This is a genomic window from Bifidobacterium sp. LH_389, from assembly GCF_056357235.1.
This window is the reverse complement of record NZ_JBKEVR010000001.1, coordinates 80,608-105,365: the sequence shown is the minus strand read 5'-3', so window position 1 is coordinate 105,365 and position 24,758 is coordinate 80,608. Positions and strand designations below refer to the sequence as shown.

At 65.4% G+C, this 24,758-nt stretch carries 22 protein-coding genes and 1 tRNA gene; 6 read left to right on the top strand and 17 right to left on the bottom strand.

What is annotated here, in order from left to right; translation table 11 throughout:
• Positions 1–192 precede the first annotated feature (192 nt).
• On the bottom strand, positions 193–1,083 hold the full coding sequence (locus AC1AZA_RS00430; protein ID WP_476512781.1) for an SDR family NAD(P)-dependent oxidoreductase: 891 nt from the start codon (positions 1,081–1,083) through the stop codon (positions 193–195).
• Positions 1,084–1,244: 161 nt separating this feature from the next.
• Between AC1AZA_RS00430 and AC1AZA_RS00425 the strand changes: the two genes are divergently transcribed.
• Both AC1AZA_RS00425 and AC1AZA_RS00420 read left to right on the top strand, forming a co-directional pair.
• Positions 1,245–1,874: a TetR/AcrR family transcriptional regulator gene (locus tag AC1AZA_RS00425; RefSeq protein WP_476512780.1), complete on the top strand. Its 630-nt coding sequence runs from the start codon at positions 1,245–1,247 to the stop codon at positions 1,872–1,874.
• A 403-nt stretch (positions 1,875–2,277) separates the two neighbouring features.
• Entirely contained in the window at positions 2,278–2,895 is a 618-nt protein-coding gene (locus AC1AZA_RS00420; RefSeq protein WP_476512779.1) for an NADPH-dependent F420 reductase, read from the top strand.
• 135 nt (positions 2,896–3,030) lie between these two features.
• Here AC1AZA_RS00420 and AC1AZA_RS00415 read toward each other — a convergent pair whose 3' ends face one another.
• The 3 genes from AC1AZA_RS00415 to AC1AZA_RS00405 form a co-directional block, all read right to left on the bottom strand.
• Positions 3,031–3,711 (bottom strand): endonuclease III domain-containing protein, encoded by a 681-nt coding sequence (locus tag AC1AZA_RS00415; protein WP_476513147.1) that lies wholly within the window; start codon positions 3,709–3,711, stop codon positions 3,031–3,033.
• 14 nt (positions 3,712–3,725) lie between these two features.
• Complete coding sequence (locus AC1AZA_RS00410) at positions 3,726–4,253, bottom strand: PadR family transcriptional regulator (RefSeq protein ID WP_476512778.1); 528 nt, start codon at positions 4,251–4,253, stop codon at positions 3,726–3,728.
• 69 nt (positions 4,254–4,322) lie between these two features.
• On the bottom strand, positions 4,323–4,763 hold the full coding sequence (locus AC1AZA_RS00405; RefSeq protein WP_476512777.1) for a type II toxin-antitoxin system HicB family antitoxin: 441 nt from the start codon (positions 4,761–4,763) through the stop codon (positions 4,323–4,325).
• A gap of 189 nt (positions 4,764–4,952) precedes the next feature.
• On the opposite strand from AC1AZA_RS00405, the gene AC1AZA_RS00400 reads away from it, so the two are divergent.
• Positions 4,953–5,342: a hypothetical protein gene (locus AC1AZA_RS00400; protein WP_476512776.1), complete on the top strand. Its 390-nt coding sequence runs from the start codon at positions 4,953–4,955 to the stop codon at positions 5,340–5,342.
• A gap of 59 nt (positions 5,343–5,401) precedes the next feature.
• Here the strand turns inward: AC1AZA_RS00400 and AC1AZA_RS00395 are convergent, their stop codons facing one another.
• From AC1AZA_RS00395 to rpsL, 11 genes are all read right to left on the bottom strand, one after another.
• A complete protein-coding gene (locus AC1AZA_RS00395) occupies positions 5,402–6,205 on the bottom strand; it encodes a nucleoside triphosphate pyrophosphohydrolase (RefSeq protein ID WP_476512775.1) in 804 nt (267 codons plus the stop codon).
• Between the two features lie 13 nt (positions 6,206–6,218).
• Positions 6,219–8,738 (bottom strand): excinuclease ABC subunit UvrA, encoded by a 2,520-nt coding sequence (locus tag AC1AZA_RS00390; RefSeq protein WP_476512774.1) that lies wholly within the window; start codon positions 8,736–8,738, stop codon positions 6,219–6,221.
• A gap of 30 nt (positions 8,739–8,768) precedes the next feature.
• Positions 8,769–9,809 carry a zinc-dependent alcohol dehydrogenase family protein gene (locus AC1AZA_RS00385; RefSeq protein WP_476512773.1) on the bottom strand — a complete coding sequence of 347 codons (1,041 nt, stop codon included), beginning with the start codon at positions 9,807–9,809 and terminating at the stop codon, positions 8,769–8,771.
• 96 nt (positions 9,810–9,905) lie between these two features.
• Positions 9,906–11,717 (bottom strand): 1-deoxy-D-xylulose-5-phosphate synthase, encoded by a 1,812-nt coding sequence (locus AC1AZA_RS00380; RefSeq protein WP_476512772.1) that lies wholly within the window; start codon positions 11,715–11,717, stop codon positions 9,906–9,908.
• A 305-nt stretch (positions 11,718–12,022) separates the two neighbouring features.
• The gene (locus tag AC1AZA_RS00375) at positions 12,023–12,412 is read right to left on the bottom strand and encodes a GntR family transcriptional regulator (RefSeq protein WP_476512771.1); all 390 of its coding nucleotides are present in this window, start codon (positions 12,410–12,412) and stop codon (positions 12,023–12,025) included.
• Positions 12,388–13,443 carry a hypothetical protein gene (locus AC1AZA_RS00370; protein ID WP_476512770.1) on the bottom strand — a complete coding sequence of 352 codons (1,056 nt, stop codon included), beginning with the start codon at positions 13,441–13,443 and terminating at the stop codon, positions 12,388–12,390. Before AC1AZA_RS00370 ends, AC1AZA_RS00375 begins: the two co-directional genes overlap by 25 nt.
• A gap of 225 nt (positions 13,444–13,668) precedes the next feature.
• Positions 13,669–14,784: a DUF2974 domain-containing protein gene (locus AC1AZA_RS00365; RefSeq protein WP_476512769.1), complete on the bottom strand. Its 1,116-nt coding sequence runs from the start codon at positions 14,782–14,784 to the stop codon at positions 13,669–13,671.
• Positions 14,785–14,898: 114 nt separating this feature from the next.
• On the bottom strand, positions 14,899–16,098 hold the full coding sequence (tuf, locus tag AC1AZA_RS00360) for an elongation factor Tu (protein ID WP_476512768.1): 1,200 nt from the start codon (positions 16,096–16,098) through the stop codon (positions 14,899–14,901).
• A 172-nt stretch (positions 16,099–16,270) separates the two neighbouring features.
• Positions 16,271–18,397: an elongation factor G gene (fusA, locus tag AC1AZA_RS00355; RefSeq protein ID WP_476512767.1), complete on the bottom strand. Its 2,127-nt coding sequence runs from the start codon at positions 18,395–18,397 to the stop codon at positions 16,271–16,273.
• A gap of 30 nt (positions 18,398–18,427) precedes the next feature.
• Complete coding sequence (gene rpsG / locus AC1AZA_RS00350; protein WP_476512766.1) at positions 18,428–18,898, bottom strand: 30S ribosomal protein S7; 471 nt, start codon at positions 18,896–18,898, stop codon at positions 18,428–18,430.
• Between the two features lie 6 nt (positions 18,899–18,904).
• The gene (gene rpsL, locus AC1AZA_RS00345; protein ID WP_003813881.1) at positions 18,905–19,276 is read right to left on the bottom strand and encodes a 30S ribosomal protein S12; all 372 of its coding nucleotides are present in this window, start codon (positions 19,274–19,276) and stop codon (positions 18,905–18,907) included.
• Between the two features lie 730 nt (positions 19,277–20,006).
• Between rpsL and AC1AZA_RS00340 the strand changes: the two genes are divergently transcribed.
• Together AC1AZA_RS00340 and AC1AZA_RS00335 are read left to right on the top strand one after the other, a co-directional pair.
• Positions 20,007–22,028, top strand: coding sequence for a bifunctional ADP-dependent NAD(P)H-hydrate dehydratase/NAD(P)H-hydrate epimerase (locus AC1AZA_RS00340; protein WP_476512765.1), 2,022 nt, complete (start codon positions 20,007–20,009; stop codon positions 22,026–22,028).
• A 71-nt stretch (positions 22,029–22,099) separates the two neighbouring features.
• Positions 22,100–22,942 carry a YwiC-like family protein gene (locus AC1AZA_RS00335; protein WP_476512764.1) on the top strand — a complete coding sequence of 281 codons (843 nt, stop codon included), beginning with the start codon at positions 22,100–22,102 and terminating at the stop codon, positions 22,940–22,942.
• Here the strand turns inward: AC1AZA_RS00335 and AC1AZA_RS00330 are convergent, their stop codons facing one another.
• Together AC1AZA_RS00330 and AC1AZA_RS00325 are read right to left on the bottom strand one after the other, a co-directional pair.
• Positions 22,943–23,410, bottom strand: coding sequence for an NUDIX domain-containing protein (locus tag AC1AZA_RS00330; protein WP_476512763.1), 468 nt, complete (start codon positions 23,408–23,410; stop codon positions 22,943–22,945).
• 122 nt (positions 23,411–23,532) lie between these two features.
• Positions 23,533–23,608: transfer RNA gene (locus AC1AZA_RS00325), tRNA-His, on the bottom strand.
• Between the two features lie 108 nt (positions 23,609–23,716).
• Between AC1AZA_RS00325 and AC1AZA_RS00320 the strand changes: the two genes are divergently transcribed.
• Positions 23,717–24,715, top strand: coding sequence for a glycosyltransferase family 2 protein (locus tag AC1AZA_RS00320; protein ID WP_476512762.1), 999 nt, complete (start codon positions 23,717–23,719; stop codon positions 24,713–24,715).
• The last annotated feature ends 43 nt before the right edge of the window (positions 24,716–24,758 follow it).

Sequence of the window (24,758 nt, the reverse complement as noted above, 5' to 3'; positions counted from 1 at the left end):
GGATTCCATTGACCGGTCAAGCAGGCTGATCGAACCGGATAGGACGATATCGAACGGGTCAACCGGATGAACCGGGTCATCCAGACCGGCCAGACCGACAAACCTTCGCCCCTATTTCCCGAACGACCGGCGGAACATCAACCCTCGCCCGAGAAACCACCCCGAAAGTTTGCCGGCCACGACCCCACGGCCTCACGCCAACCACGGCTCGCACGCCTTGGTGCAATACTCCCAGATCCACCGCTGCCCCTCCGGGTCGACCCACTTGGGGCTGATGCGCTTGGGCCTGCCGTTGCCCCAGAACTCGCCGCTTACGCCTTCGACCGCCGGGGACGTGGCCATGAGCACGCTGGTGCGGGCCCCATGCGCGGCCGACCGCATGAACGGCGCCCACAGCGCCAGCATCAGTCGCATGAGCGGCGTCTTCCCCGATTCGCGTTGCAGACCGGTGGTTGCCGAGCCAGGCTCCACGGTGTTCACGGTCACGGTCGTCACGCCCTCCGCCCTGAGCCGCCGGTCGAACTCGCGCATAAGCCACCACACGTAGCGCTTCGACAGCCCGTAGGCGCGGGTGAGCGTGTAGTGCCGTTCGAGCTCCACGTCATCGCGGATCGGCCTGCCGCCCTGACGGTAGGATTCGCTGGAAACCGTCACCACGCGCGCCGACCCGCTGCGCCTGAGCATGGGCATGAGCAGGTTGGTGAGCAGGAACGGCTGGAGCGTGTTGATCGCGAACGTCTTCTCGTGGCCTTCCGCGGTGGTCTCCCGCCGCGAGCCGAACTGGCCGCCCGCATTGTTGATCAGGACGTCAAGACGGTCGTACGATTCGCCGATCTCCGCGGCGAACCGGGACACGTTCGCCATAAGGGACAGATCGGCCACATGCGCATGCACGTTCGGATTGCCGCTGCGCTCGGCCACCCAGTCGCGCGCCTGCCTCGTCTTGGCCGGGTTGCGCCCGTGCATGACGACCGTATGCCCCCGTTCGGCGAGCGCCAGGGCCGTCTTCTTGCCGATGCCGCCGGACGCGCCGGTGACGAGAATGATCTTCTTGCTGCCGTCGTTCATGGTTGCCTCACTCATTCGATTCGAGCTGCCGGACCGCACGCCGGATTCTCCGCCGGGATTTGCGGGCGTCGGCATGCTGCGATGTAACATATGTGACATCATCGACGGTAGCAGGCACGCCCGTTCCGGCGCAAGCCGCACGGGCTCGGACGTGACAGACGGGGAGAATGTGTGACATGACGGATGCGGACGGCAACGCCGGTCATATCGGGCAAGACTCCGGCCAATCCGATCGCCGCGTTGCCACGCTGCGGCGCAACAACGCCGAGTCGAATGCCTTCGTGCGCGAGTGCATCGAGGGTGCGCTCATCCAGCTCATGGCGACCAAGCCGTTCTCGGCCATCACGGTCACGGACATCGCCCGGCGCGCCGGCGTCTCCCGCAACGCCTACTACCGCAACTACGCCTCCAAGGAGGCCATTCTGGAGGACTATCTGCGCGGCGTGATCGAAGCGATGTCGGCCGCGCTGAGCGGCTACGACCCGATGACGCAGACCCGCGAATCCTGGATCGCGTTGCTGGGCGAGGTCCGCTCGTTCGCACCGAAGTACCGTCTGCTGCTCGCCGCCGGCTACGGCCCGCGCATCCGCGAGGCAATGCGAGACCATATGAATGCCGCCCCGCGGCGGGAGTCCCCCGGCCCGCGGTATGCCGCGGACTACTGGGCCGGTGCGATCTGCGCAGTGCTCGAGGACTGGGTGCGCTCCGGCATGGACATGTCCGCCGGCAACCTGGCCGACCTCATGACCGACCTCATGCATCGGGGCGTGGCCGCGGCTGCCGACCACGGCACCGGGTGCGCATAGACCGGCTCGGTCCGGGTCCGACCGGCCAGACCGGCCAGACCGGCCAGACCCGTCGGACCCGTCGGACCCGTCGGACCAGTCAGACCAGTCAGACCAGTCAGACCAGTCAGACCAGTCAGACCAGTTGGACCGACAAACTTTCGGCCCTATTTCCCGCGCGACTGGCGGAACATCAACCCTTACCCGGAAAATCACCCCGAAAGTTTGCCGGTCGAAGGGATGTTCAAGCCCGCTCAACCCCTCCCCGCGACACGCCGCCGCATTCTCAACTCGACATATTTCAGCATGAGATATATAGTAACGATCGTAAGCTGAGATATTTCAATCCGAGATATCTCGAAAAGAAATTAATCATGCAACCGCATCGGGCGCCGAATCGCCGCCCCTTACGAAAGGACACACCATGAGCAACGTCACCGTCTTCGGAGCGGGCAACATCGGTTCCGCCGTCGCATCCATCGCCGTCAAGGCCGGCGCGAACGTGCAGGTCATCGATCGCAATCAGGAGAAGGCCGCCGCCATCGCGGGCGTCACCGCCGGCACGTTCGGCGAGGCCGCCATCGCGGGCGACATCGTCGTGCTGGCCCTGCCCTACCCGGCCTACGCGGACGTGATCGCCTCCTACGGCGACCAGCTCGCCGGCCGCACCGTGGTGGACCCGTCCAACCCGATCGATTTCACCACGTTCGACCTCGCCCTGCCCGAGGGCGTCAAGTCCGCCGCCGAAGGCCTTGCCGCCGCCCTGCCGAACGCCAAGGTGGTCAAGGCGTTCAACACCACGTTCGCCGCCACGCTGGCCTCCGGCGTGAACGACGGTGCGCCGACCGTGGTGCAGGTTGCCGCCGATGACGACGACGCCAAGACCGCGGTGCGCGAACTCATCGAGGCCGGCGGGCTCAAGACCGTGGACGCCGGCCCGCTCAAGCGCGCGCAGTACCTCGAGGGCATGGGCGCGCTGCAGATCATTCTGGGCGTGACCGAGCAGACCCCGTGGACCGCCGGCTTCAAGGTCGTCAAGTAGTCTGTCCACGTTGACAAACTTTCGGGCCATTTTCCCGCGCGATCGGCTCAATGCCGCACCCGGGCAGAGCAATCACCCCCGAAAGTTTGTCGGTCAGGGCCGGTTGATGGAGCATCCGTCAACCGGCCCTGCCATTTAACCTGCCAACCGGCCCCGCCATTCGCCAAGGAACGATGAAGCCTTGGCATCGTCATCGCGCCACGTCTTGCCGAATTCGTCGATCAGGCCGTGGAATTCCTTGAGATCGGCCACCGTCAGTCCCGTCTGCAGCACGGCGGGCAGCACGGCATCGTGAAATTTCGGGTAGCCTGCAGGCGGCGTCCAACCGAGGAACGCAAACAGGCGGCGCGCATAGGTGTCGGCCACGAACGCGCGACGGGAGAACACGTAGAGCATCAGGTCGTCCGCCGTCTCCCCACCCACGCCGAACAGACCGAGCAGTTCGCGGCGCAGATCGTCGTCCGGCACGCCGGTCACGGTTTGCGGATCGGCGTCGCAACGCTCCACGTACCAGCGGCTGAGCTCGATCAGCGACCGCGATTTGTTGCGGCTGAATCCCGAAGGACGGATCAGTTCCTGCAGCCGGTCCCGGGCCATTTCCGCGATCACATGAGGTTCCAAAGCGTCGGCATCCTTCAGTGCGTCAAGCGACCGGTCCACATTGCCCCATGCGGTGTTCTGCGTGAGCACCGCGCCGACCATGATCTCGTAGAGGGTCTCGGCCGGCCACCAGCCGGTCGGACCGATGCCGTGCAGCATCGCACGGTACAGCGACTCAAGGAATTCCGGCGACGGCGCGCACGCAACACCGGACATTCCAACGGCCACGGTCATTGCTCGGAGCCGAGCTCCCCGACCAGCCACGCACGCTCGGCCGCGATTTCCGCGTCATGGACGGCAATGTTGGCGCGCCGGTACTTGTCCGTGATCGCATCGTTGTCCAGCGGCTCCATGCCGTCGCTGTAGAGTCTGCGCACGTCGCCGTCGAGCACGGCCAACCTGCGGCGCAGCACCGCGCGGCGATCCTCCTCGTCCGGGATGAGCGAGAGGAACGAGAGCACGACCGACCATTTGGTGATGTCCGTGAGCATGTAGCCGTTCACCGCCTTGAGTTCCTCGATCAGCGCCTCGCGCCCGGCCGGCTCCAGATGGAACTGCCGCAGACGGCGCCCGTTGACCACCTCGAAGGTTTCGCCGATGTACCCGGCCTTGACGAACCGTCCGGTCACGGTGTGCAGCGTGCCGTCGCTGAACGGGCGCGCATAGCCGTTGAGCCGCTCCATCTTCTTGCGCAGGCGGTATCCGCATGCCGACCCCTCGGCCAGAAACCCCAAAGTCATGATCTCGACAACGTTCATGTCATTCACTGTACCTCATTCTGATATATATCGATTCCGAATTCGCCCCTCGCCGAAGCGCCAACACCGTCACATCAGACGGGACTGGACCAGACGATTGATCGACACCCCCTGCTCCGCGGCCTCGATGGCGAGACGCCGGTGCATCTCCGGCGGGATGCGCACCATGAAATGGCCGGAATACTGGCGATCCTCATACGGCACCGGCACCTCCTCGCCGTTCGCCCTCATGGCGGCAAGACGCTCCGCGACCCGCAGATGCAGCCCCATCAGCGCCTCGGCCGATGACTCGGACACCTCGATCAGATCCGGAAGCTCCGCCACCGTGCACACGAATCCCTTGCGGGATTCCGACCACCGGATGCGGTACACATAGCGATCCTCGACGGGGCGCGTCGGGAGGGGATGGCGCGACGCAGCAGCCTTTTGCGTTGCCCTGATTCCTCCGCCGGGTTTCCCCGCCCCGGGCCCAACGTCTCCGGACGGGACCCCACTCGGCTCCTGCGCCATGCACGCCTCCAATCTCACGCTCCACGCGACTCGTCCCCATCATAGACATCCCGCCGTCGGAAACGTCCCAGCCGCCGTCCGCAATGCGACACGCCGACGCGCCAAAGATCGAACATCTGTACTATATTCAGAGATATCAAATTTGATACCACACACATCCACACACCACACCTCCGAAAGGATCACACCATGCTCGTCATGCAATCCACCACCGTCGTCCTCACCGATCCCAAGCCCGGATTCGAGCCGTTGCCGTCCCCCGTGCCGCTCAGCAACCCGGTTTTGGAACAGTCATTGTCGATGCGGCCCATGCCCTTGGACACCGCATATCCCTTCCCGGCGCAGTCATCCGTCCTCGGTTCGCTCCCCGTCACATCCATGCCATGCGCCGCAATGCCGTATGACGCCGATGCGGATCACGAGGACGACATTCCCCTCGCATACCTTGCGGAATCGCTTGCCTCGCGCCGCTATGGGCCGAACGGCTTCGAAGGTCTGCACCCCGATATGGCCTGCCAGTGCCCGTACTGCGGAAGGCACCGTCCTTCGGCGGGATTCCTCTACAACGGGGAGGAATGAGGGAACCGTCACGCTCCGAATGGCTTCTTTGCCGTTCAGCGCGTGACGCGGCCACAGCACTAGGCCTTGGCGTTCGCCTTGGTCTCCTGTTCGCAGGCAGCGACTGCCGCTTCGGCAGTCCGTAGACGGTTCCTCAAGGCCGCCTCGATATCCACGCCGTCGGCCTGCGCGCGACGGACGATGTCGAGGATCGCATCCGCATAGGCGTCCGGCGCACGTTCCCCGTCCTTCGATTCCGAGCCATGGATCGAGTCGAAGGCGGCGAACAATCGCTCCGCGTTCGGGGATTTGGCGATGCGCGACGTCACCTTTGCAGCCCGAGGCAAGGCGCCCTGCGCATGGGAGATGCCATCGAGTACGGAATCACGATGCTTCTCGCGCTGCTTCATCCGCTCCCACAACGCCAGTACGGCCTCGGGCGATTCCGGGGCGTCTCCGCCATCCACAGGCGCCTGACCATCCGTGGCGAACACATGCGGGTGCCGGGTGATGAGCTTATCCACCAGACGGTCGGCCACTTCATCGATGTCAAACGGATCGTCGGGATCGGATTCGCATACCCGAGCCTGGAATACGGATTGCAGCAGCACATCGCCGAGTTCCTCGCGCATATTGGCCCTGTCCCCCGTCTCCACCGCGTCCACATACTCATAGGTTTCCTCAAGGAGGTTCTTCAGCAATGAACGGTTCGTCTGCCTGCTATCCCAAGGGCATCCGCCCGGCGAATACAGGATGTCCACGACCGCCCTGACCCGGTCCAACGCCGTGGGAGCATTGCGTACCGGATCCAGCTTCGAACAGTGTTCGAAGCCCTCCGGCAACGTGTAGTTGTCGCCCGTGCCGTCGTCGATTGCGTTCGTCATGTCATTTCCTTTCTCACTGGACTTCAGGCTCCGGTGCGCCAAGGTACCGGCCGGTGACGCTGTCCGGATTCGCCGCAATGTCCCCGGGCGTGCCGGTGGCGACAATGCAACCGCCCGACTCGCCACCACCGGGCCCCATGTCGATGACGTAGTCGGCGTTGGCGATCACGTCGAGGTCATGCTCGATGACCACGACGGTCGCGCCATTGGATACCAGACGATCAAACACGCCGAGCAGCACACGCACGTCCAGCGGATGCAGGCCGATGGTCGGCTCGTCGAACACGAAGACGGCGTCCGACTGCGCGCGGCCCATTTCGCTGGCGAGCTTGAGCCGCTGCGCCTCCCCTCCGGACAGGGCTGGCGTGGGCTCACCGAGCGTGAGGTACCCGAGGCCCAGATCGTGCAACGTGGTCAGGCGGGCGTGCACTTTACGCAGGTCGCCGGTCGCCTCCAGCGCCTCGTCGACACTCATCGCCATGAGCTGCGGGAGCGTCAGCGAACGGCCGTCCTTCGTCCGCCGGCGGATGGCGTCCGCGGCCGGCGCATACCGGGAGCCGCGGCAGTCGGGGCATTCGATGTCCACGTCGGGCAGGAACTGCACGTCCAGCGAGATCGAGCCGGTGCCGTCGCAGGTCGGGCAGCGCAGGCGTCCGGTGTTGTAGGAAAAGTCGCCGGCCTTCCAGCCGCCCGCCGTCGCATCCTCGCACCGGGCGAACGCGCGGCGCAGGTCATCGTGCACGCCGGCGTAGGTGGCCACGGTGGAGCGCACGTTCGCACCGATCGGCGTGGCGTCGATGAGGTTCGCCCGCGCGATGCCCTCGGCCTCCACGCTGCGCACGTGGCCGGGCAGCGCCTCTCCCCCGGCGTTCGCGCGCAGGGCGGGGATGAGCGATTCGAGCACCATCGTGGTCTTGCCCGATCCGGATACGCCGGTCACCGCCACGAGCCGCCCGCGCGGAATCCGTACGGACAGCGGCTTGACGGTGTGCAGCGGTCCGGTGTCCATGCGGATGGTTCCTTTCCGGAACATGTGCGCGGGATCCACGCTCGCACGTACCCGTTCGGGACCGGATGCCGTGAGGAACGGCGCGATGCGGCTGCCTGGCGTCGCGGCCACGTCGGCCACCGTACCCTGTGCGATCACGCGTCCGCCGCCAGCGCCCGCCGCCGGCCCCATCTCGATGAGATGGTCGGCGGTCTTGAGCACGCGCACGTCATGGTCGACCGCCACCACGGAGTTGCCGTCATCCACCAGATCGCGCATCACGCCGAGGAGCCCGTCCACGTTCGAGGGATGCAGGCCGATGGACGGCTCGTCGAGTACGTACATGACGCCGGTGGTGCGGTTGCGCACGGCGCGGGCCAGCTGCACGCGTTGGCGTTCGCCGGTGGACAGGGTGGCTCCGGCACGGTCAAGCGACAGGTAGCCGAGGCCGAGTTCCGTCAGGCGCTTCGCCACGTCGAGGAACGATTCGCCGATGTTGCGCGCCATCGGGCGCATCGGCAACTCCAGCGAGTCCGGCACGCCGCGCACCCATGCCACGGCGTCGTCCAGCGTCATGGCGGTAGCTTCGGCCAGGTCGATGCCGCGCACCTGCGGCTCGCGGGCCTTGGCGCTCAGTCTGGTGCCACCGCACGCCCTGCACGGCTTTTCCTCAAGGAATCGCGCGACGCGTTTGAGGCCCTTCTCGTCCTTGGCCTTGGCGAGCGCGTTCTCCACGGTGTAGACGGCGTTGTAGTAGGTGAAGTCGAGTTCGGCGAAGTCGTCGCCCTTCTTGGGACGGTACAGGATGTGCTTCTTGACGGCGGGCCCGTTGAACACGATGTCCCGTTCCTCGGGCGTGAGGTCCCGGAACGGGACGTTGGTGCGCACGCCCATCGCACCGCACACCTGCTTCATGAGGTCCCACATGAGCGAGCCCCACGGCAGGACGGCGCCGTCGTCGATCGACTTCGATTCGTCCGGCACCAGCGCGGCCCGGTTCACCTCGCGCACCACGCCGGTTCCGGAACAGGATGGGCACGCGCCAGCCGAGTTGAAGGCGAGGGATTCTGCGCCGGGACCGTGGAAGGCCTCCCCGCAGCGGGCACACGTGATGGGCAGTTCCGCGGCCACGTTGAGCGTCGGTGCGTTGCGGGCGCCGCAGTGCGGGCAGACGTGCGAGCCGACGCGGGAGAACAGCAGGCGCAGGCTGTTGAGCAGCTCGCTCATCGTGCCGAACGTGGAACGGATGCCGGGCACGGCCGGGCGCTGGTGGAGGGCGAGCGCAGCGGGCACGTGCCGCACGTCGTCCACCTGCGCGCGGCCGGCCTGGGTGAGCCTGCGGCGCGTGTAGGTGGACAGCGCCTCAAGGTAACGACGGGATCCCTCCGCGTACAGTACGCCCAGAGCGAGCGAGCTCTTGCCCGAACCGGACACGCCGGCTATGCCGACCATCCGGTTGAGAGGCACGTCCACGTCAATGTTCTTGAGGCTGTGTACGCGCGCGCCGCGCACTTCGATCGCCGTGGGTCCCTGTTCGTTCGTCATGCGGCCCATTGTAGGAGGGCCGCCAGTCCGTCAGAAGCGGATGAGCGCCTTGATGACCCTGCGCCGGTCCATGTCCTCGTAGGCGTTCTGGATGTGGTCGAGGTCGTACTCGGCGGTGAACACGCGCCCGGGATTGATCTCGCGGTTCAGCACTGCATCGAGCAGACCGCCCAGATCGTAGTGGCGAACCGGTGCCGGGCCGCCCTTGATGCCGAGATTGCGGTAGAACGAGCCTTCGGCGCTGATCGTCACGTCGTGCGGCAGACCGACGCGGCCGATCGTCGCGCCGGCGCGGGCGAGCCCCATGGCCGTGTCAAAGGACTGCTTGGAGCCGACGCATTCGAGCACGGCATCCGCGCCGTATCCGCAGGTCATGTCGAGCACCTTGTCCACGGCCGCCTGATCGCGTTCGGCCACCACATCGGTCGCACCGAACTCCCGCGCGAGGGCCGCACGGTCCTCATGGCGGCTCATGGCGATGATGCGCGAGACACCGAGCATCTTCGCCGCGATCACGCCGCACAGGCCCACGGCGCCGTCGCCCATCACCACGGCGGTGTCGCCGGACTTGACCTCGGCGGACACGGCCGCGTGGTATCCGGTGGGCATCACGTCGGAGATGGTCAACAGGGAGGCGAGCATGGCGTCGTCGTAGTCCTCCGGCGTGCCGGGCACCTTGACGAGCGTGCCGTCGACTTCGGGCACGCGCACGTACTCGGCCTGATTGGCACCGAAGTAGCCGCCGTGCGGGCAGCAGGACTCGAAGCCGGCCCTGCACACCGGGCAGGTGCCGCAGCTGTACGGGAACGGGACGATCACGAAGTCGCCCACATGAAAGTCGCGCACGTCCGCGCCCGTCTCCTCGATCACGCCGATCGCCTCGTGCCCGATCTGGCTGTGGGCGCGGTGATCGCTCAGTCCGCGGAAGTACCACAGGTCGGAGCCGCACACGCAGGTGCGCACCACGCGGATCATCGCATCCGTGGGCTGCTCCACGTGCGCCTTCGGCACCTCCTCCACGGCCATGCGGCCGGGGGCCATGAACATCGCGGCTTTCATCATGTCACTCATGTCGTTCTCCTTACCTTCGGGCAACGGTTCCAACATGTCCAACGGTATGGAGTTCGAGCGCTCGAAGTCAACAGCCGCGGCACGCGCGATACGCGGTCACGCAGCCAGCAGCGCTCTCACGTCCGCCACGATCGCCGGCACGGTGACGCCGTTGGCGGCGAGCAGCTCGTCCGGGTCGTACCGGTCAGGGAACGACTTGGCCACACCGTAGGTCTTCACGCGCATGCCGGTCGGCCCGTAATATGCGGCGATCTTCTCGCCGAAGCCGCCTTCGAGCTGTCCGTCCTCCAAGGTGACGGTCACGCGGTGGTCGGCCAGAAGCCCGTCGAGCAGGGTATGGTCCAACCCGGTGATGAACTTCGGATTGACGAGCGTGGCCTTCACGCCCAGTTCGGCATCCAAGGCATCCGCCACACGCTCGCCCAATCCGTAGAAGTCGCCGAGCGCGATCACCGCCACATCGGAGCCCCTCCGCGTGACCTCATACCGGTTGAGCTGCGAATAGTCGGTCGTGTCCGGCACGCCGCGCGAAACGATACCGCCATATACGGGCACGCGGATCGCCACGGGCCGTTCCCGCTGGGTCACGGCCCACTCGAGCATGGCGAAGTATTCCTCGCGGCACGTGGGCGCAAGGTACACGAGGTTCGGAATGTTGCCCATCATGGCAATGTCGTAGAAGCCCAGATGCGTCACGTCGTTCATGGCATACACGCTGGCATCGAAGCTCAGCAGCACGGCCGGATTGCCGTTGACGCACAGATCCTGGATAAGCTGGTCGTACGCGCGCTGCACGAACGTGCTGCAGAATCCGTAGATCGGAATGCCGCCGCCGCGCGCGATGCCGGAGGCCATGGCCACGGCCTGCTCCTCGGCGATGCCGACGTCCACGAACTGCTTGCCGGCCTTGCGCCGCAGCTCCGGGGTGAAGCCCATCACGGTGGGCGTGCCGGACGTGATCGCCACCACACGCGGATCCTCGCGCATACGATCCAGCAGCCATGCGCCGGTCAGATCCTCGTAGCTGTTGCACCCGTCGGAGTCCGCATCCGCCGCGGGCCGCGTGGAGGCGCCGGTTTTCGGGTCGAAATGACCGTTCCAATGCCAGATTTCCTTGTCGGCCACGGCCGGCGCGAATCCACGGCCCTTCTGGGTGTGGACATGCACCACGATCGGATGGTCGATGTCCTTGACGGCTCCGAGCGTCTCGATCAGCGCAGCCACATCGTTGCCCCGCTCCACATAGCGGTAATCGAAGCCGAGCGCTCGGAAGATATTGTTGCGTGACAGTCCACCGCTTTCGCGCAACTCGCGCAGGTGGCCGTACAGGCCGCCGTGGTTCTCCGCGATGGACATTTCGTTGTCGTTGACGATGGCGATGAAGTTCGTGCCCATCTCGCCCACGACGTCGAAGCCCTCGAACGCCTCGCCGCCGGACAGCGATCCGTCGCCGATCACCGCGACCACATTGTAGGTTCCGCCCGTCAGGTCACGCGCCTTGGCAAGTCCCGACGCAAGCGACATGGACGTGGACGTGTGACCCATGTTGAACCAGTCGTGCTCGCTTTCGTTCGGATTCGTGTAGCCGGAGTCCTCGTCGTATTTCGCGGGATCGGTGAACGCCTCGCGTCGTCCGGTGAGGATCTTGTGCGTGTAGCTCTGATGGCTCACGTCGAACACGAACCGGTCGCGCGGAGAATCGAACACGTAGTGCATGGCGATCTCCAGCTCCACGGTGCCGAGGTTCGGCCCCACATGCCCACCGTGCGCGCCGAGTTTGGTCAGCATGACCGCGCGGATCTCCGCCGCCAATTCGGGCAGCCGGCTGATCGGCAGTTTCTTGAGATCTGCGGGTGAATCGATATGGTCGAGCAGCATGGTCACTTCCTTGGTTTCTATGATCGGCATGCGGATGACGGCATGCGAAGACACTGGCATCATAGGAACCTCAAGCGACTCGAAGTCAAATCCCGTGCATGACGGAACCGCAACGCGAATTCTTTCCATACCGCTTCTTTCCGACCTGCGGCCCTGAAATCGCGGATTGGGAAAAACCGCATATACGGGGCGAAAACCGTGTTCCAATATGCAGATCATTTCCAGTCTGCGCGCAAAGGGCCGCAGGTCGGAAAGATCTGCATGGCGGCGGCAACAAGCGGCGAGTGGCAACAAGCGGCGGGCGGCCGACTGGCAAACAGCCGCGCTGCGCGTCGTCACCACTTGGCGCGCAGCGCGTTCACCGCCTCATCGAAGCCCACATCGAGCCGACGAGCCTCGCGGGCAAAGGATGCGGCGGCGGCGAGCAGCGGATCGGGCAGCGTTTCGACGCGTCGTACGCGGGCCGCACGTCCGAGCCCGGTGTCGATCAGCCCCTGCGCGGCCAATTCGGCGTATGCCTTGGCCACGGTGCCGGGCGCGATGCGCAGATCACCGGCCAGCTGCCGCACCGAGGGCAGTTTGTCCCCGCCCTGCAACGCACCGCCGCGGATCGCAGCTTCGATCTGCGAACGGATTTGCTCGTAGACCGGCGTGGGATCATCGTCACGGACCATGATCCGCAGATCCTCCGCTCCCCCGGTCATCGCGCCCCCGCCTTCCGCCATGCGGATTCCGCTTGTTCGTTTCCCGGCGCCGCATCCCGCGACGCGATCGCCCGAGCACCGGTCCACAGCCCGACCGCGGCGACCACTGCCATCACCAGATACACGAGGGCCAGCACGCCCAGCAGTCCGCCGACGATCATCTGCAACGCGCCGAGCGTGGGATACACGTCATCCGCGTAGGCGGGCGGCAGCGCGCCGAAGTTGATGCCGACCAGCCGGGTCGCATTGCCGGCGAAGTACAGCACGCCGGCGGCATAGGCCAGCATGGATCCAGAGGAGAGGAAAACGACGAATTTGGTCATCGCTGCGCGCCACCGGCGATCGGCCTCCTCTCCACGCCCGCCGGGAACCGCCGGCGTTCGCGAAATCCGCCACAGCGCCGCGCAGGTGAGCGCGACCAGCAGCAGGGTGATCGCGATCAGCGGCACCGCATAATACACGCCGGGGAACGGACTTGCCTCGCTCATCACGCCTCCGTATGCATTCTCCCCCGTCAGCCTGATCGACCGACCGGCCGAGTCGCCGTCCGTGGTGCCCATGCAGGACGTGATGATCAGATAGCCGACGAGCAGTGCGGCCACCACGATCGGCTGGACAAGCACATACCAACGGGCATAGGTCCACGGCTCGCGCGATCGCAGCGAGGCGACGCGAACGCCTTCCGCCGATTCAGGCGCGGCTACGCCATGGCGATCGGCATACGGCAGCGCAATCAACCCGGCGACAATGCAGGACGCCACGCCGGGCATCAGGGCCAGATTGAGTCCATAGCGCAGAATGCCGCCACTCGTCAACGCGATCATCACGATCGCCACGACACCGCACATGCATATGAGAATCCTGCGACGAGCGATGACCGTCACGACTGCGCCGTTCCCCTCATCGGACGTCCCGACACGGGCCGGCTTGAATTCCTTCGCCCGATTCATGGCCACGAGCGCAACGACGACAACGATCATCACGATCGCGCTCAAACCGATCAAGATCAGCCATGTCACCAGTGCGTCCACCACCGAAAACAATCCAAGCATCGTTCTCGCCTCACTTCCCTGACCGCACGGCGGTCGCAACATGGAACGGTATCACCCAGATCGGCAGTACATCGATGTTCAGCAGATCAGCCATGACCGCTCCTTATCTCACCAGCCCTTCCAAGGGCCGTAAAACTGTGCCACTCTTATGACACAGTTCAAGTGTACCATAAGAGTGACACAGTTTGTGAGAGCGGCGCTGTGCCGGACAGATCAACCTTCCGATCAATCCGTCCCGGACCCCGTCGCTGCCCCCGTCCCGGGCCGCACGGCCGAGGAGATCAGCCCTCCCACGATGGCTACCATCGCATCACGCTCGTCTGGCGCAACCTCGCGCGCGGCGAGAATCATGGCGGGCAGGGTCTGCGTCCAATGCGAGGACAGCTCGCCGAACGTCCGGTATCCGCCCGATTCGAGGATCGCGAACAGATTCTCGATGAACAGGCGCCGGCGCTCGTCATCGTACTTGTCCATCCAATCGTTGATGACGCCGGAGGCATACTGCGCACTGGCGTTGAGCCCATCAGCCCTCACGAATTCGCCGTCGGCCACCTGCCAGTTCAGACCGAAATGCTGCATGATGCTCATGCCCGCGCTTTTGACCACGGTGAACCGATCGCTGGCATCGCCGCGTTCCAGCAGCATGCCGACGATCGATGCCTCGGGCACGGTCTTGTGCACCCGTCCCGCAATGCGCGCGAAGCCTGTGCCGTCGAGGAACGCGGCGTCGAATCCGGGGCCGTCGTGCGAGTAGACAGCGTCGATGCGATCCTGCACGTCCCCGGGCGCTTCGGCGGCGGCGTAGACGGCCAAGTTGCCGCCCTTGGAATGCCCGCCGACGAGGATCGTCCCATGCCAGCGCGCGGCAACATCGCGCAGGTAGCGTGCGGCGGCCTCCTGGGATGCGATCGGGCGGCGGAAGGCCATCATGAAGTCCTCCTTCCAACCCATGATCGACCCGTCGGTGCCGCGGAAGGCAATGTAGAGCCGCCCGTCGCCGAGGTCGAACGTGCATGCGGAGAACTGCATGGCCTCGTCGGGGTCGGTTTCGTCCACGTAACCGCCCACGCGGATGTTTCGCCAGCGCGGGCTTTCGGCCATGGCCCGAATGAGGTCCACGTTCATGGACGGAGACCAGATCGCCCCGAAAGTCTGTTCATATGTTTCGGCATGCAACAGCGCGTAGAGCGGCACCGTCGCCGCCGAGGGATGCCGGGGCACGTCCTCCTGCGGCATGCGCGCGTAGGCCAATTGGGACAATGCAAGACTGTCGACCTCGTTGAACGGGCGGTCGGCGAACGTGGCGAAGTCGGTACGGATGTCATCGGTGATGTTGCCCATGCACCCCATGATACGAAAAATCTGATACGAAAAATCCCCTTGGGCAATGCACCCAAGGGGATTTTCTAGGTCGCTAGTTCAGATCAAGCGCACCTGATCGTTGTCTGACGAAAATCAGGCGAGGATCTTGGTGACTCGACCGGAGCCGACGGTGTGGCCGCCTTCACGCACAGCGAAGGTCAGGCCCTCCTCCATGGCGATGGGCTGAATCAGCTCAACGGTGAAGGTGGCGTGATCGCCGGGCTGAACCATCTCGACGCCTTCCGGCAGCTCGATGACGCCGGTGACGTCGGTGGTGCGGAAGTAGAACTGCGGACGGTAGTTGGAGAAGAACGGCGAGTGACGGCCGCCTTCGTCCTTGGTCAGCACGTAGACTTCGCCCTCGAACTTGGTGTGCGGGGTCACGGAGCCCGGAGCCGCCACGACCTGGCCACGCTCAACGTCGGTACGGTTGATGCCGCGGAGCAGCAGACCGGTGTTGTCGCCAGCCTCGCAGGAGTCCATCGTCTTGTGGAAGGTCTCGATGGAGGTGACGGTGGTGGTCTGGGTCGGACGGATGCCGACGATCTCGACCGGGGAGTTCACGGGCAGCTGGCCACGCTCGACACGGCCGGTGACGACGGTACCACGACCGGAGATGGTGAACACGTCCTCGATCGGCATCAGGAACGGCTTGGCGAGGTCGTGGACCGGGGTCGGGATGTACTCGTCGACGGCATCCATGAGCTTCTTGACCTGCTCGACCCAGTGCTCGTGATCCGGAGCGTCGTCATGCAGAGCGCCGTAGGCGGACACGCGGATGACCGGGCAGTCGCGATCGAAGCCGTTCTCGTCGAGGAGGTCACGGACCTCTTCCTCGACGAGCTCGATGAGCTCCTCATCGTCGACCATGTCGCACTTGTTCAGGGCGACGAGGATCTTCGGGACACCCACCTGACGGGCGAGCAGCACGTGCTCGCGGGTCTGGGCCATCGGGCCGTCGGTGGCGGCAACCACGAGGATGGCGCCATCCATCTGGGCGGCACCGGTGATCATGTTCTTCACGAAGTCGGCGTGGCCCGGGCAGTCCACGTGAGCGTAGTGGCGCTTCGCGGTCTGGTACTCGATGTGGGCGATGTTGATGGTGATACCACGCTGCTGCTCTTCCGGAGCGGCATCGATCTGGTTGAAGTCGTACTCCGGGTTCAGATCCGGGAACTCCTCGTGCAGCACCTTGGAGATGGCGGCAGTCAGGGTCGTCTTGCCGTGATCGACGTGGCCGATGGTACCAATGTTAACGTGCGGCTTAGTACGCTCGTACTTTTCCTTTGCCATATGTGTAGTCCTCCTGGACTCTCGTAGTTTGCCTCGCGCTTAGCAGTGCGCCAGGCGTTCGCTACCTTTTGCTGGGTTTCTGGGTTTGTGCCACAGACGAGCCCTGAACCCAGTCAACGCTAATCTATATTAGCGATGACTGGGGACAGATGCCACAACCGTGGCAGGCGTGTCACTCGCCGCGCTGGGCCTTGATGATCTCGTCGGAGACGCTCTTCGGGACCTCGGCGTAGGAGTCCATCTGCATGGTGAACATGGCGCGGCCCTGGGTCTTGGAACGCAGGTCGCCGATGTAGCCGAACATCTCGGACAGCGGGACCTTGGCGTCGATGACCTTGACGCCGGTCGCGTCGGTCATGGACTGGATGTTGCCACGGCGCTGGTTGAGATCGCCGATGACATCGCCCATGTACTCCTCCGGCGTACGGACCTCCACGGCCATGATCGGCTCGAGGATGACCGGCTTGGCCTTCGGGGCAGCCTCCTTGAACGCCATGGAACCGGCGATCTTGAAGGCCATTTCGGAGGAATCGACCGGGTGCATCTGGCCGTCGTACACGGTGGCCTTGACGCCCACGACCGGGAAGCCGGCCAGAACGCCGGACTCCATGGCCTCCTTGACACCGGCCTCGATGGGTCCGATGAACTCGGCGGAGATGTGGCCGCCGGTGACCTCGTTGACGAACTCGAAGGTCTCGCCGGCCTCGGTGTCGAGCGGCTCGAAGTTCATGAACACCTTGGCGAACTGGCCGGAACCACCGGTCTGCTTCTTGTGGGTGTAGACCTCGTTCATGACGGCCTTGCGGATCGTCTCGCGGTACGCGACCTGCGGCTTGCCCACGTTGCACTCGACCTTGAACTCGCGACGCATGCGGTCGACGATGATGTCGAGCTGGAGCTCGCCCATGCCGGCGATCAGGGTCTGGCCGGACTCCTCGTCGGAGGTGACCTGGAAGGTCGGATCCTCGTCGGAGAGCTTGGCGAGGGCCACGGCCATCTTCTCCTGGTCGGCCTTGGTCTTCGGCTCCACGGCCACCTGGATCACCGGATCCGGGAAGGTCATGGACTCGAGGGAGATCGGGGCGTTCTCGGCGCACAGCGTCTCACCGGTGGACACGTTCTTCATGCCCACGAAGGTGTAGATGTTGCCGGCCTCGGCGGCGTCCACCGGGTTCTCCTTGTCGGCGTGCATCTGGAAGATCTTGCCGATGCGCTCCTTCTTGCCCTTGGTGGAGTCGAGCACGGTGTCGCCGGGCTTGACGGAGCCGGAGTACACGCGCACGAACACGAGCTTGCCGTAGAACGGGTGGGTGGAGATCTTGAAGACCAGGGCCGCGAACGGATCGTCGACGGTCGGGTGGCGGTCGATCTCGACGGACTCGTCGCCGGGCTTGTAGCCCTTGATGGCCGGAACGTCCTCGGGGCTCGGCAGGTAGTCGATGACGCCGTCGAGCATGGGCTGCACGCCCTTGTCCTTGAACGCGGAGCCGCAGAACACCGGGAAGGCGCGCTTCTCGATGGTCAGCTGGCGGATGCCGGCGCGGATCTCTTCCTTGGTCAGCTCGCCTTCCTCGAGGTACTTCTCGGTCAGCTCGTCGTTGGCCTCGGCCGCGGCCTCCACCAGCTTGGTGTGGTATTCGTCGGCCTTGTCCTTGTACTCGTCCGGAATCGGGTCCATGTTGTAGTGGGCGCCCAGCTCGTCGCCGGTGTTCCAGTCGTAGGCCTTCATCTCAACGAGGTCGATGACGCCGGTGAAGTCGTTCTCGGCGCCCATCGGCAGCTGCATCACGATCGGGTTCGCGCCCAGCTTCTCCTTGATGGTGTCCACGGAGTAGTAGAAGTTCGCGCCGAGCTTGTCCATCTTGTTGATGAAGCAGATGCGCGGAACGCCGTACTTGTCGGCCTGGCGCCACACGGTCTCGGACTGGGGCTCCACGCCCTCCTTGCCGTCGAACACGGCGACGGCGCCATCGAGCACGCGCAGGGAGCGCTCCACCTCGGCCGTGAAGTCCACGTGGCCGGGGGTGTCGATGATGTTGAGCTGGAACTTCTGCTCCGGATCATGGGTCTGGCGGTTCCAGAAGCAGGTGGTGGCGGCGGACTGAATCGTGATGCCGCGCTCCTGCTCCTGCGCCATGAAGTCCATGGTCGCGGCGCCGTCGTGCACCTCACCGATCTTGTAGCTCTTGCCGGTGTAGTACAGGATGCGCTCGGTGGTGGTGGTCTTGCCGGCGTCGATGTGCGCCATGATGCCGATGTTGCGGATCTGATGAAGATCAGAAAGCACGTCAAGTGCCATGAGTTTTCCTTAGCTCTCGAACTTTGGCGATTACCAGCGGTAATGCGCGAAGGCCTTGTTGGCCTCTGCCATCTTATGAGTATCCTCGCGACGCTTGACAGAAGCGCCCAGACCGTTGGAGGCGTCCAGGATCTCGTTGGCCAGACGCTCGGCCATGGTCTTCTCGCGGCGGGCGCGGGAGAAGTCGGTCAGCCAGCGCAGGGACAGCGTGTTCGCGCGGCCCGGCTTGACCTCGACCGGCACCTGATAGGTGGCGCCGCCGACGCGGCGGGAACGCACCTCGAGGGACGGGCGGATGTTGTCCAGAGCGCGCTTGAGCACGGCCACCGGCTCCTGCTCGCTCTTCGCCTTGACCATGTCAAGCGCGGAGTAGACGATGTCCTCGGCGATGGACTTCTTGCCGTCGAGGAGGATCTTGTTGATCAGCTGCGCGACGACGGTCGAACCGTAGATCGGATCGGGCAGCAGGGTATGCTTCTTGGAGGGTCCTTTACGAGACATAATCTATTACTTCGCCTTCTTTGCTCCGTACAGGGAACGACCCTGCTTGCGATCCTTGACGCCCTGGGTATCGAGCGCGCCACGCACGATGTGGTAGCGCACGCCCGGCAGATCCTTCACACGGCCGCCGCGCACGAGCACGATGGAGTGCTCCTGCAGGTTGTGGCCCTCGCCCGGAATGTAGGCGGTGACTTCGATGCCGGAGGAAAGGCGCACACGGGCGACCTTACGCAGAGCCGAGTTCGGCTTCTTCGGGGTGGTGGTGTAGACACGGGTGCACACGCCGCGACGCAGCGGGCTGCCCTTCAGGGCCAAGGTCTTCGACTTCTTCGGCTTGGCCTGACGTCCCTTGCGGACGAGCTGTTCAATAGTAGGCAACTTGAATTCTCCGATTCAATGGTTCTTCTTATCCGTGAGGCCGCCGCACCGCAGCCCACGTCTGTCCCCGGGCGCGCACACGCGCCCCGAATCGGAAGTAAGCAGCCAAGTCCACCGGCCCGATGGCCCCGCGTTCTCCCGCTGCCGCATTGCTGCGCGCGATTCGAACGAACCCGGGGATATCCCGGAGCCCACGCCTGTTACATAAGGCATGCCTCCGGCACACACGAATATTCAGGATATCATGCGCCCGGACATTGCGACACGCCGGCGTCTCGCAATGCCCGGCCCCGTCGCTGTCCGTCCAATCGGTCCAACCTGCAGCCGGGTTGTTGCAGCCTGGACCGATCATACGATTTTCTGCCTCGAAAACGGCCGGTTTTTCGCACGATCGGTCCAAGCTGCGATTTGGAGGGCACAGGTTGGACCGATCGCGCGGCAGATCGGCATGCCGCAGCACGGACGACAGACGGCCCGGAGGAGTCACTGTCTCTCCGGGCCGCCGTCATTCCAAAGGCAAACGTGTCATTTCGCACGGCGCCTTGGTTGCCGTGCTATTTCATAGTACGTCCGCAGGCGCTCCGGCGCATATCCTCCGGCGTGGCGCAATCCCAGTGTTCCGTAGCGTTCACGAATCGTTCAGCAAACACGCCAACGCACGCAGTTCCGCCCGCAAAGGCGTACCGAACGGGTAGAGTGGAACGCGTACGCCAAGAGAAAGGGGCAGACGATGGGGTCCGTATTCGATGATGATGGCGAGATGGGGTTCGACGATCGGTTCGACGCGAATGACTTCGACGCCGAGCGCTTCGAGGAAGCGTTCGGGAACGCGTTCGACGATGAGAACGACGATCAGGATCAGGACGACGAGGCATTCATCCACGGCGCATGGAGCGCCGATCGGGTGCGGGACATGGAGCGCCCGCTGCTGGAGAACGGCGTGCCGCTCATGCGCATGGCGGCTTCGGCCGTGGCACACGTGGCGGAGGCGATGCTCGAACGTCAGCCGGACGGCCCGGACGTGGCCGACGCGCACATCCTGCTGCTTGCGGGTGCCGGGGACAACGGCGGCGACGGCCTGTTCGCCGCGGCCGAGCTTGCCGCCCAGGGTGCCGTCGTCACCTGTGCGGCGGTCGGCCGGTCGCTCCACGCCGAAGGGCTGAAGGCGTTCCTTGAAGCCGGAGGCCATGTGGAGGCGCTCGATCCCGAAGCTGCGATTCCCGGAGCGGAACCGCCGGCCGACGAGGAGGATGCGGATGACATCCTCGCCCACGTCATCGACCTGTACGAGGAGTCCGATCTGCTTCTCGACGCCATGACCGGCATCGGGCTGACGGGAGCGTTGCGCGGCATCGCGGCCCAGTTGGCCGAACAGATCGGACGGGACCGCAAGGCCGGACGGGGGCCTGCACTCCCCCTGAACGAGCCGACCGGACAGTACCCGCTCGTACTGGCCGTGGACGTGCCGTCCGGCGTGGGCGTGGACGACGGCACGTTGCCGGGCGAGGCGATTCCCGCGGACGTGACCGTGACGTTCGGCGCACTCAAGCCCTGCGCGCTGCTGCCTCCCGCATCCCTGATCTGCGGGCAGATCGTGCTGGTGGACTTCGGGTTCGACACCGCGCACGTGCCTCCCTCGGTGGAACTGGTCGGCGCGGATACGGCCGGCCGGCACATCCGCCTGCCTCGCACCGAGGACGACAAGTATGCGCGCGGCGTGGTGGGACTCATCACCGGCTCCGACGCCTACCCGGGTGCGGCCGTCCTGTCCGCCACGGCGGCCGCCCGCGCCAACGTGGGCATGGTGCGATACCTGGGCCCGGAGCGGGCGTCCGGCATGGTGCTGGACCGCCTGCCCGAGGCGGTGCTCGGTGAGGGCCGCTGCCAGGCATGGGTGGTCGGCTCCGGCATCCCGGACGGTGACCACGCCGCAGCCGACTCCCTGCAGCGCGAAGCCATCCGCCAGCTGCTCGAGCCGTACGCCGTGGGCGAGGCGAACTGGCCCGACCCCGGCTCGGTACTCACCGTCGGACTGGACGAACTGCCCGAATCCTACGAGGACGTCCTGGCCATGCTGGCGCCCACCTACGAGGGCGGGCAGGAGTCGCTGCCGCCGGTGGTGGTGGACGCGGGTGCCTTGGACCTGTTGCCCGAACGCGTGCCGCCGCAGGTGGTCATCACCCCGCACGCCGGCGAGCTCGCCCGTCTGCTGCGCTCGCGCGGGCAGGCCGTCAGCGTGGAGGACGTTCAGGCGGATCCGCTCGGCTGTGCGCTCGAGGCGTGGAGGCTCACCGGCGCGACCGTGCTACTCAAGGGAGCGATCACCGTCGTGGTGGGCAGTGAGGGGCCGGACACACCGCGCATTCTGGTCAACGGGAACGCACCGGCATGGCTGTCCACGGCCGGTTCCGGGGACGTGCTCGCCGGTTCCCTCGGCGCCCTGTTCGCGCAGTCCGTCGCCGCCGGGGATACGCCGCCGACGGTCCTGACGGCGGACATCGCCGCGGCCGGGGCGTACATCCACGGACTGGCCGGCCAGCTCGCCTCCGCGTCCATGCAGTCGGCGCGCCCGCCGGTCATCGCCTATGACGAGGACCGCGACCGGCTGGCCGATGCCATGGAACCCACCTCGGACAAGCTGCAGGGCGCCACGCCGTTCGGCCCGAACGGCAAGCCGATCCTGGCCCGGGACATCATCGAACAGTTGCCGAACGTCTACGCGCTGCTCGCCGCCATGAACCTCGAGCTGTGAGCCGCCCCGGCAACCGGTTCGGCACAGCCGACTCTGGCATGTCGGACCGGTTGCCCGTAAGCTGGAGCGCCATGACCGAAACCACGCCCAGCCCCAGTCGGACCAGTCCGAACCGTCAGCCCCGCCCCCGCCGCACGAAATCGCGGTTCGCACGTCTGTGGATCCCCAACCAGCCCGGCGCGTGGGTGATGGTGCTCGCACCGGCCATCGCAGGCACTCTGGCGGGCGGCACCTCATGGCGCGGCGCGTGGGTGAGCGCGGCGTGGCTGTTCTGCTACTGCACGCAGTTCACCGCGGCACGCTGGATGACCTCGCACGGCAAACGCCGGTATCTGGCGCCCATGCTCGCCTACGCGGCCGTAACCTGCGCGATCGGCCTGCCGTTGCTCATCGTCGAACCCGGATTGCTGCGGTGGGCGCCGTTCTATCTGGTCGTGGCGGGAGCGTCGTTCGCGTTGGCATGGATGCGCAGGGACCGCACACTGACCAGTCAGATCGTGGCGGTGATCGCGGCCGGCGGCATCGGCGCCGTGACCGCAGGCATGGGAAGCCTCACGCGAACCGCCGTGCTGGTGGGCGTGACCTTCGCCGTATTCGAATTCGGGCAGCTCCTCTTTGTTCCCAGCATGGCCGTGGGCCGCCGCAACGTCGCTGCCGGCACAGGCACCGACGGTCAGGCGACGGTCAGGCGGTACTACGCGGCCTCGGTGGCGCTGAGCGTGGCCATGACGGCCGCCGGATTCGCCGTCCACCCGATCATCGGAGCAGCGGGCCTACTGCTGCTGGCACGCGCGGCGGCCCTTCCCCCGATGGCGTGGCGCGGCCGGATTCCCCCGCTGACCGCCGCACCGTGCGAACTGGTCACCAGTACGGCGATGGTCGTCGCCGTGGCACTCGCCGCGCCGGTGGCCTAGTCAGGCGTCCTTCTCGGCGATGTCCGGATCGACCGCGTCGAAGTGCGCCAGCGCCTCGAGCACCAGCGGCGAGGCGTTGCGTTCGCTCATGGCGATCTTGGCCACGTATTCGCAGCCGTTGGTGTCGCTGGAGGTGATCTTCGCGTCGGTGGCCCCCACGGTGCACCGGGCGATCTCGAAGGTGTGCACCAGCGTGCGCGGCTGATCCTCCTCGTCGGTCCAGTCGGTGGTCGCACGGGAGATGAAGTATTCGGCGCCCTCGATGAGGTCGGCGCCCGTCTCCTCGCGCAGTTCGCGGGTCAGCGTCTCCTCGCGCGTCTCCTTCGGCTCCTGCCCCCCGCCTGGCAGATCATACTTGCCCTTGTAGGCGCCGCGGGTCTTGCGGACCACCAGCAGCTTGTTCGCGGTCGGGTCCTCGACGTACCCGTACACGCCGTGGTAGTAATCAACGTCCTTCGTGTCGGCCATGACGGTCCTTTCTCGCAGAACTATGCGTTCGTTTCCATCATGGCACCGACTGTGCCCGTCACGCGAGCTCCGACGCGCGCGAAAACGAAAAATCCCCGGAACCTTACGATTCCGGGGACCTCTGGGGTGGATAACGCGGCTCGAACGCGCGACCTGCTGAACCACAATCAGCTGCTCTACCTGCTGAGCTATATCCACCATGTGTTGGCGTTTTTCGCAACAGATGAGAACTATACACAGATTTTTCCCGCCGTCAAAATCCGGCGCGTCGCAGCGTGTCGCGGGGAATCGCGTATGGTTGAGGGCATGGATACAGCCGCACGTGAACCACTGGTCAGCATCGTCATTCCCGTCTACGGCGTGGAGAAATACCTCGACGAGGCGGTCGGCAGCGTCGTCGCGCAGACCTACCGCCGTCTGGAAATCATCCTCGTGGACGACGGTTCCAAGGACAACTGCCCTGCCATGTGCGACGCCTGGGCCGCCAAGGACGGTCGCATCCGCGTGATCCATCAGGCCAACGGCGGCCTGTCCGCGGCGCGCAACACCGGTCTTGCGGCCGCCACCGGCGACTGGATCTACTTCCTCGACTCCGACGACTGCGTGGAGCCCGGGCTCGTGGAGTCCTGCCTCGCCGCCGCCTACACGCACGACGCCGATCTGGTGATGTTCCGCTTCGACACCATCGGCGAGCTCGGCCAGCGGCTCAAGTCCCAGTACCGGCAGAACGACTACGACGACGTGCAGACGCTCACCCCGGAGGAAACCCTGAAGAAGCAGCTGCAGTTCGAGATCGAAGGCTATTTCTGGGCGTTCATGGCCACGGCCTCCATCTACCGCGACCACGGCTTCTCTTTCCCCGTCGGCCGCAAGATCGAGGACCTCGCACGCATCTGCAACGTGATCGGCGAGTCGCACCAGGTGGTGCGCATCCCCGAGACGCTCTACCACTACCGTCTGCGCTCCGGATCGATCATGCGCGGTTGGAACACGGAGATGCTGGGCGACTGGCTGGACGCGGCGCACGACCGTGCGAGCTACATCAGCGAGCGGCACCCCGATCTCATTCCGTTCATGGCCCTGCAGACGCTGACGTTCCTGGGCAACATCGAGCCGGAGATAATCCGCCAGAGTCTGCTGTACGGACTCAAGCTCGACCCGGATTCGCAGCGGCGCTACCGCGAGCGCATCAACGAATTCATCGACGAGCTGGGTGAATCGCAGAAACTGCCGGAACGTGTGCGCCGGACGATCGATCTCATCCGGGACGGACGGGACCGGGAGAACCAGGAAAAGGGCCGGTAGCCGGCCGGCGATCCGGCGCGTCGAAATCCCACATGCCGCGCAG

Excerpts from the sequence above, each read along its gene's own strand:
- AC1AZA_RS00430 (WP_476512781.1), bottom strand. The coding sequence starts at position 1,083 with ATGAGTGAGGCAACCATGAACGACGGCAGCAAGAAGATCATTCTCGTC.
- AC1AZA_RS00425 (WP_476512780.1), top strand. The coding sequence starts at position 1,245 with ATGACGGATGCGGACGGCAACGCCGGTCATATCGGGCAAGACTCCGGC.
- AC1AZA_RS00420 (WP_476512779.1), top strand. The coding sequence starts at position 2,278 with ATGAGCAACGTCACCGTCTTCGGAGCGGGCAACATCGGTTCCGCCGTC.
- AC1AZA_RS00415 (WP_476513147.1), bottom strand. The coding sequence starts at position 3,711 with ATGTCCGGTGTTGCGTGCGCGCCGTCGCCGGAATTCCTTGAGTCGCTG.
- AC1AZA_RS00410 (WP_476512778.1), bottom strand. The coding sequence starts at position 4,253 with ATGAACGTTGTCGAGATCATGACTTTGGGGTTTCTGGCCGAGGGGTCG.
- AC1AZA_RS00405 (WP_476512777.1), bottom strand. The coding sequence starts at position 4,763 with ATGGCGCAGGAGCCGAGTGGGGTCCCGTCCGGAGACGTTGGGCCCGGG.
- AC1AZA_RS00400 (WP_476512776.1), top strand. The coding sequence starts at position 4,953 with ATGCTCGTCATGCAATCCACCACCGTCGTCCTCACCGATCCCAAGCCC.
- AC1AZA_RS00395 (WP_476512775.1), bottom strand. The coding sequence starts at position 6,205 with ATGACGAACGCAATCGACGACGGCACGGGCGACAACTACACGTTGCCG.
- AC1AZA_RS00390 (WP_476512774.1), bottom strand. The coding sequence starts at position 8,738 with ATGACGAACGAACAGGGACCCACGGCGATCGAAGTGCGCGGCGCGCGC.
- AC1AZA_RS00385 (WP_476512773.1), bottom strand. The coding sequence starts at position 9,809 with ATGAGTGACATGATGAAAGCCGCGATGTTCATGGCCCCCGGCCGCATG.
- AC1AZA_RS00380 (WP_476512772.1), bottom strand. The coding sequence starts at position 11,717 with ATGCCGATCATAGAAACCAAGGAAGTGACCATGCTGCTCGACCATATC.
- AC1AZA_RS00375 (WP_476512771.1), bottom strand. The coding sequence starts at position 12,412 with ATGGCGGAAGGCGGGGGCGCGATGACCGGGGGAGCGGAGGATCTGCGG.
- AC1AZA_RS00370 (WP_476512770.1), bottom strand. The coding sequence starts at position 13,443 with ATGCTTGGATTGTTTTCGGTGGTGGACGCACTGGTGACATGGCTGATC.
- AC1AZA_RS00365 (WP_476512769.1), bottom strand. The coding sequence starts at position 14,784 with ATGGGCAACATCACCGATGACATCCGTACCGACTTCGCCACGTTCGCC.
- tuf (WP_476512768.1), bottom strand. The coding sequence starts at position 16,098 with ATGGCAAAGGAAAAGTACGAGCGTACTAAGCCGCACGTTAACATTGGT.
- fusA (WP_476512767.1), bottom strand. The coding sequence starts at position 18,397 with ATGGCACTTGACGTGCTTTCTGATCTTCATCAGATCCGCAACATCGGC.
- rpsG (WP_476512766.1), bottom strand. The coding sequence starts at position 18,898 with ATGTCTCGTAAAGGACCCTCCAAGAAGCATACCCTGCTGCCCGATCCG.
- AC1AZA_RS00340 (WP_476512765.1), top strand. The coding sequence starts at position 20,007 with ATGGGGTCCGTATTCGATGATGATGGCGAGATGGGGTTCGACGATCGG.
- AC1AZA_RS00335 (WP_476512764.1), top strand. The coding sequence starts at position 22,100 with ATGACCGAAACCACGCCCAGCCCCAGTCGGACCAGTCCGAACCGTCAG.
- AC1AZA_RS00330 (WP_476512763.1), bottom strand. The coding sequence starts at position 23,410 with ATGGCCGACACGAAGGACGTTGATTACTACCACGGCGTGTACGGGTAC.
- AC1AZA_RS00320 (WP_476512762.1), top strand. The coding sequence starts at position 23,717 with ATGGATACAGCCGCACGTGAACCACTGGTCAGCATCGTCATTCCCGTC.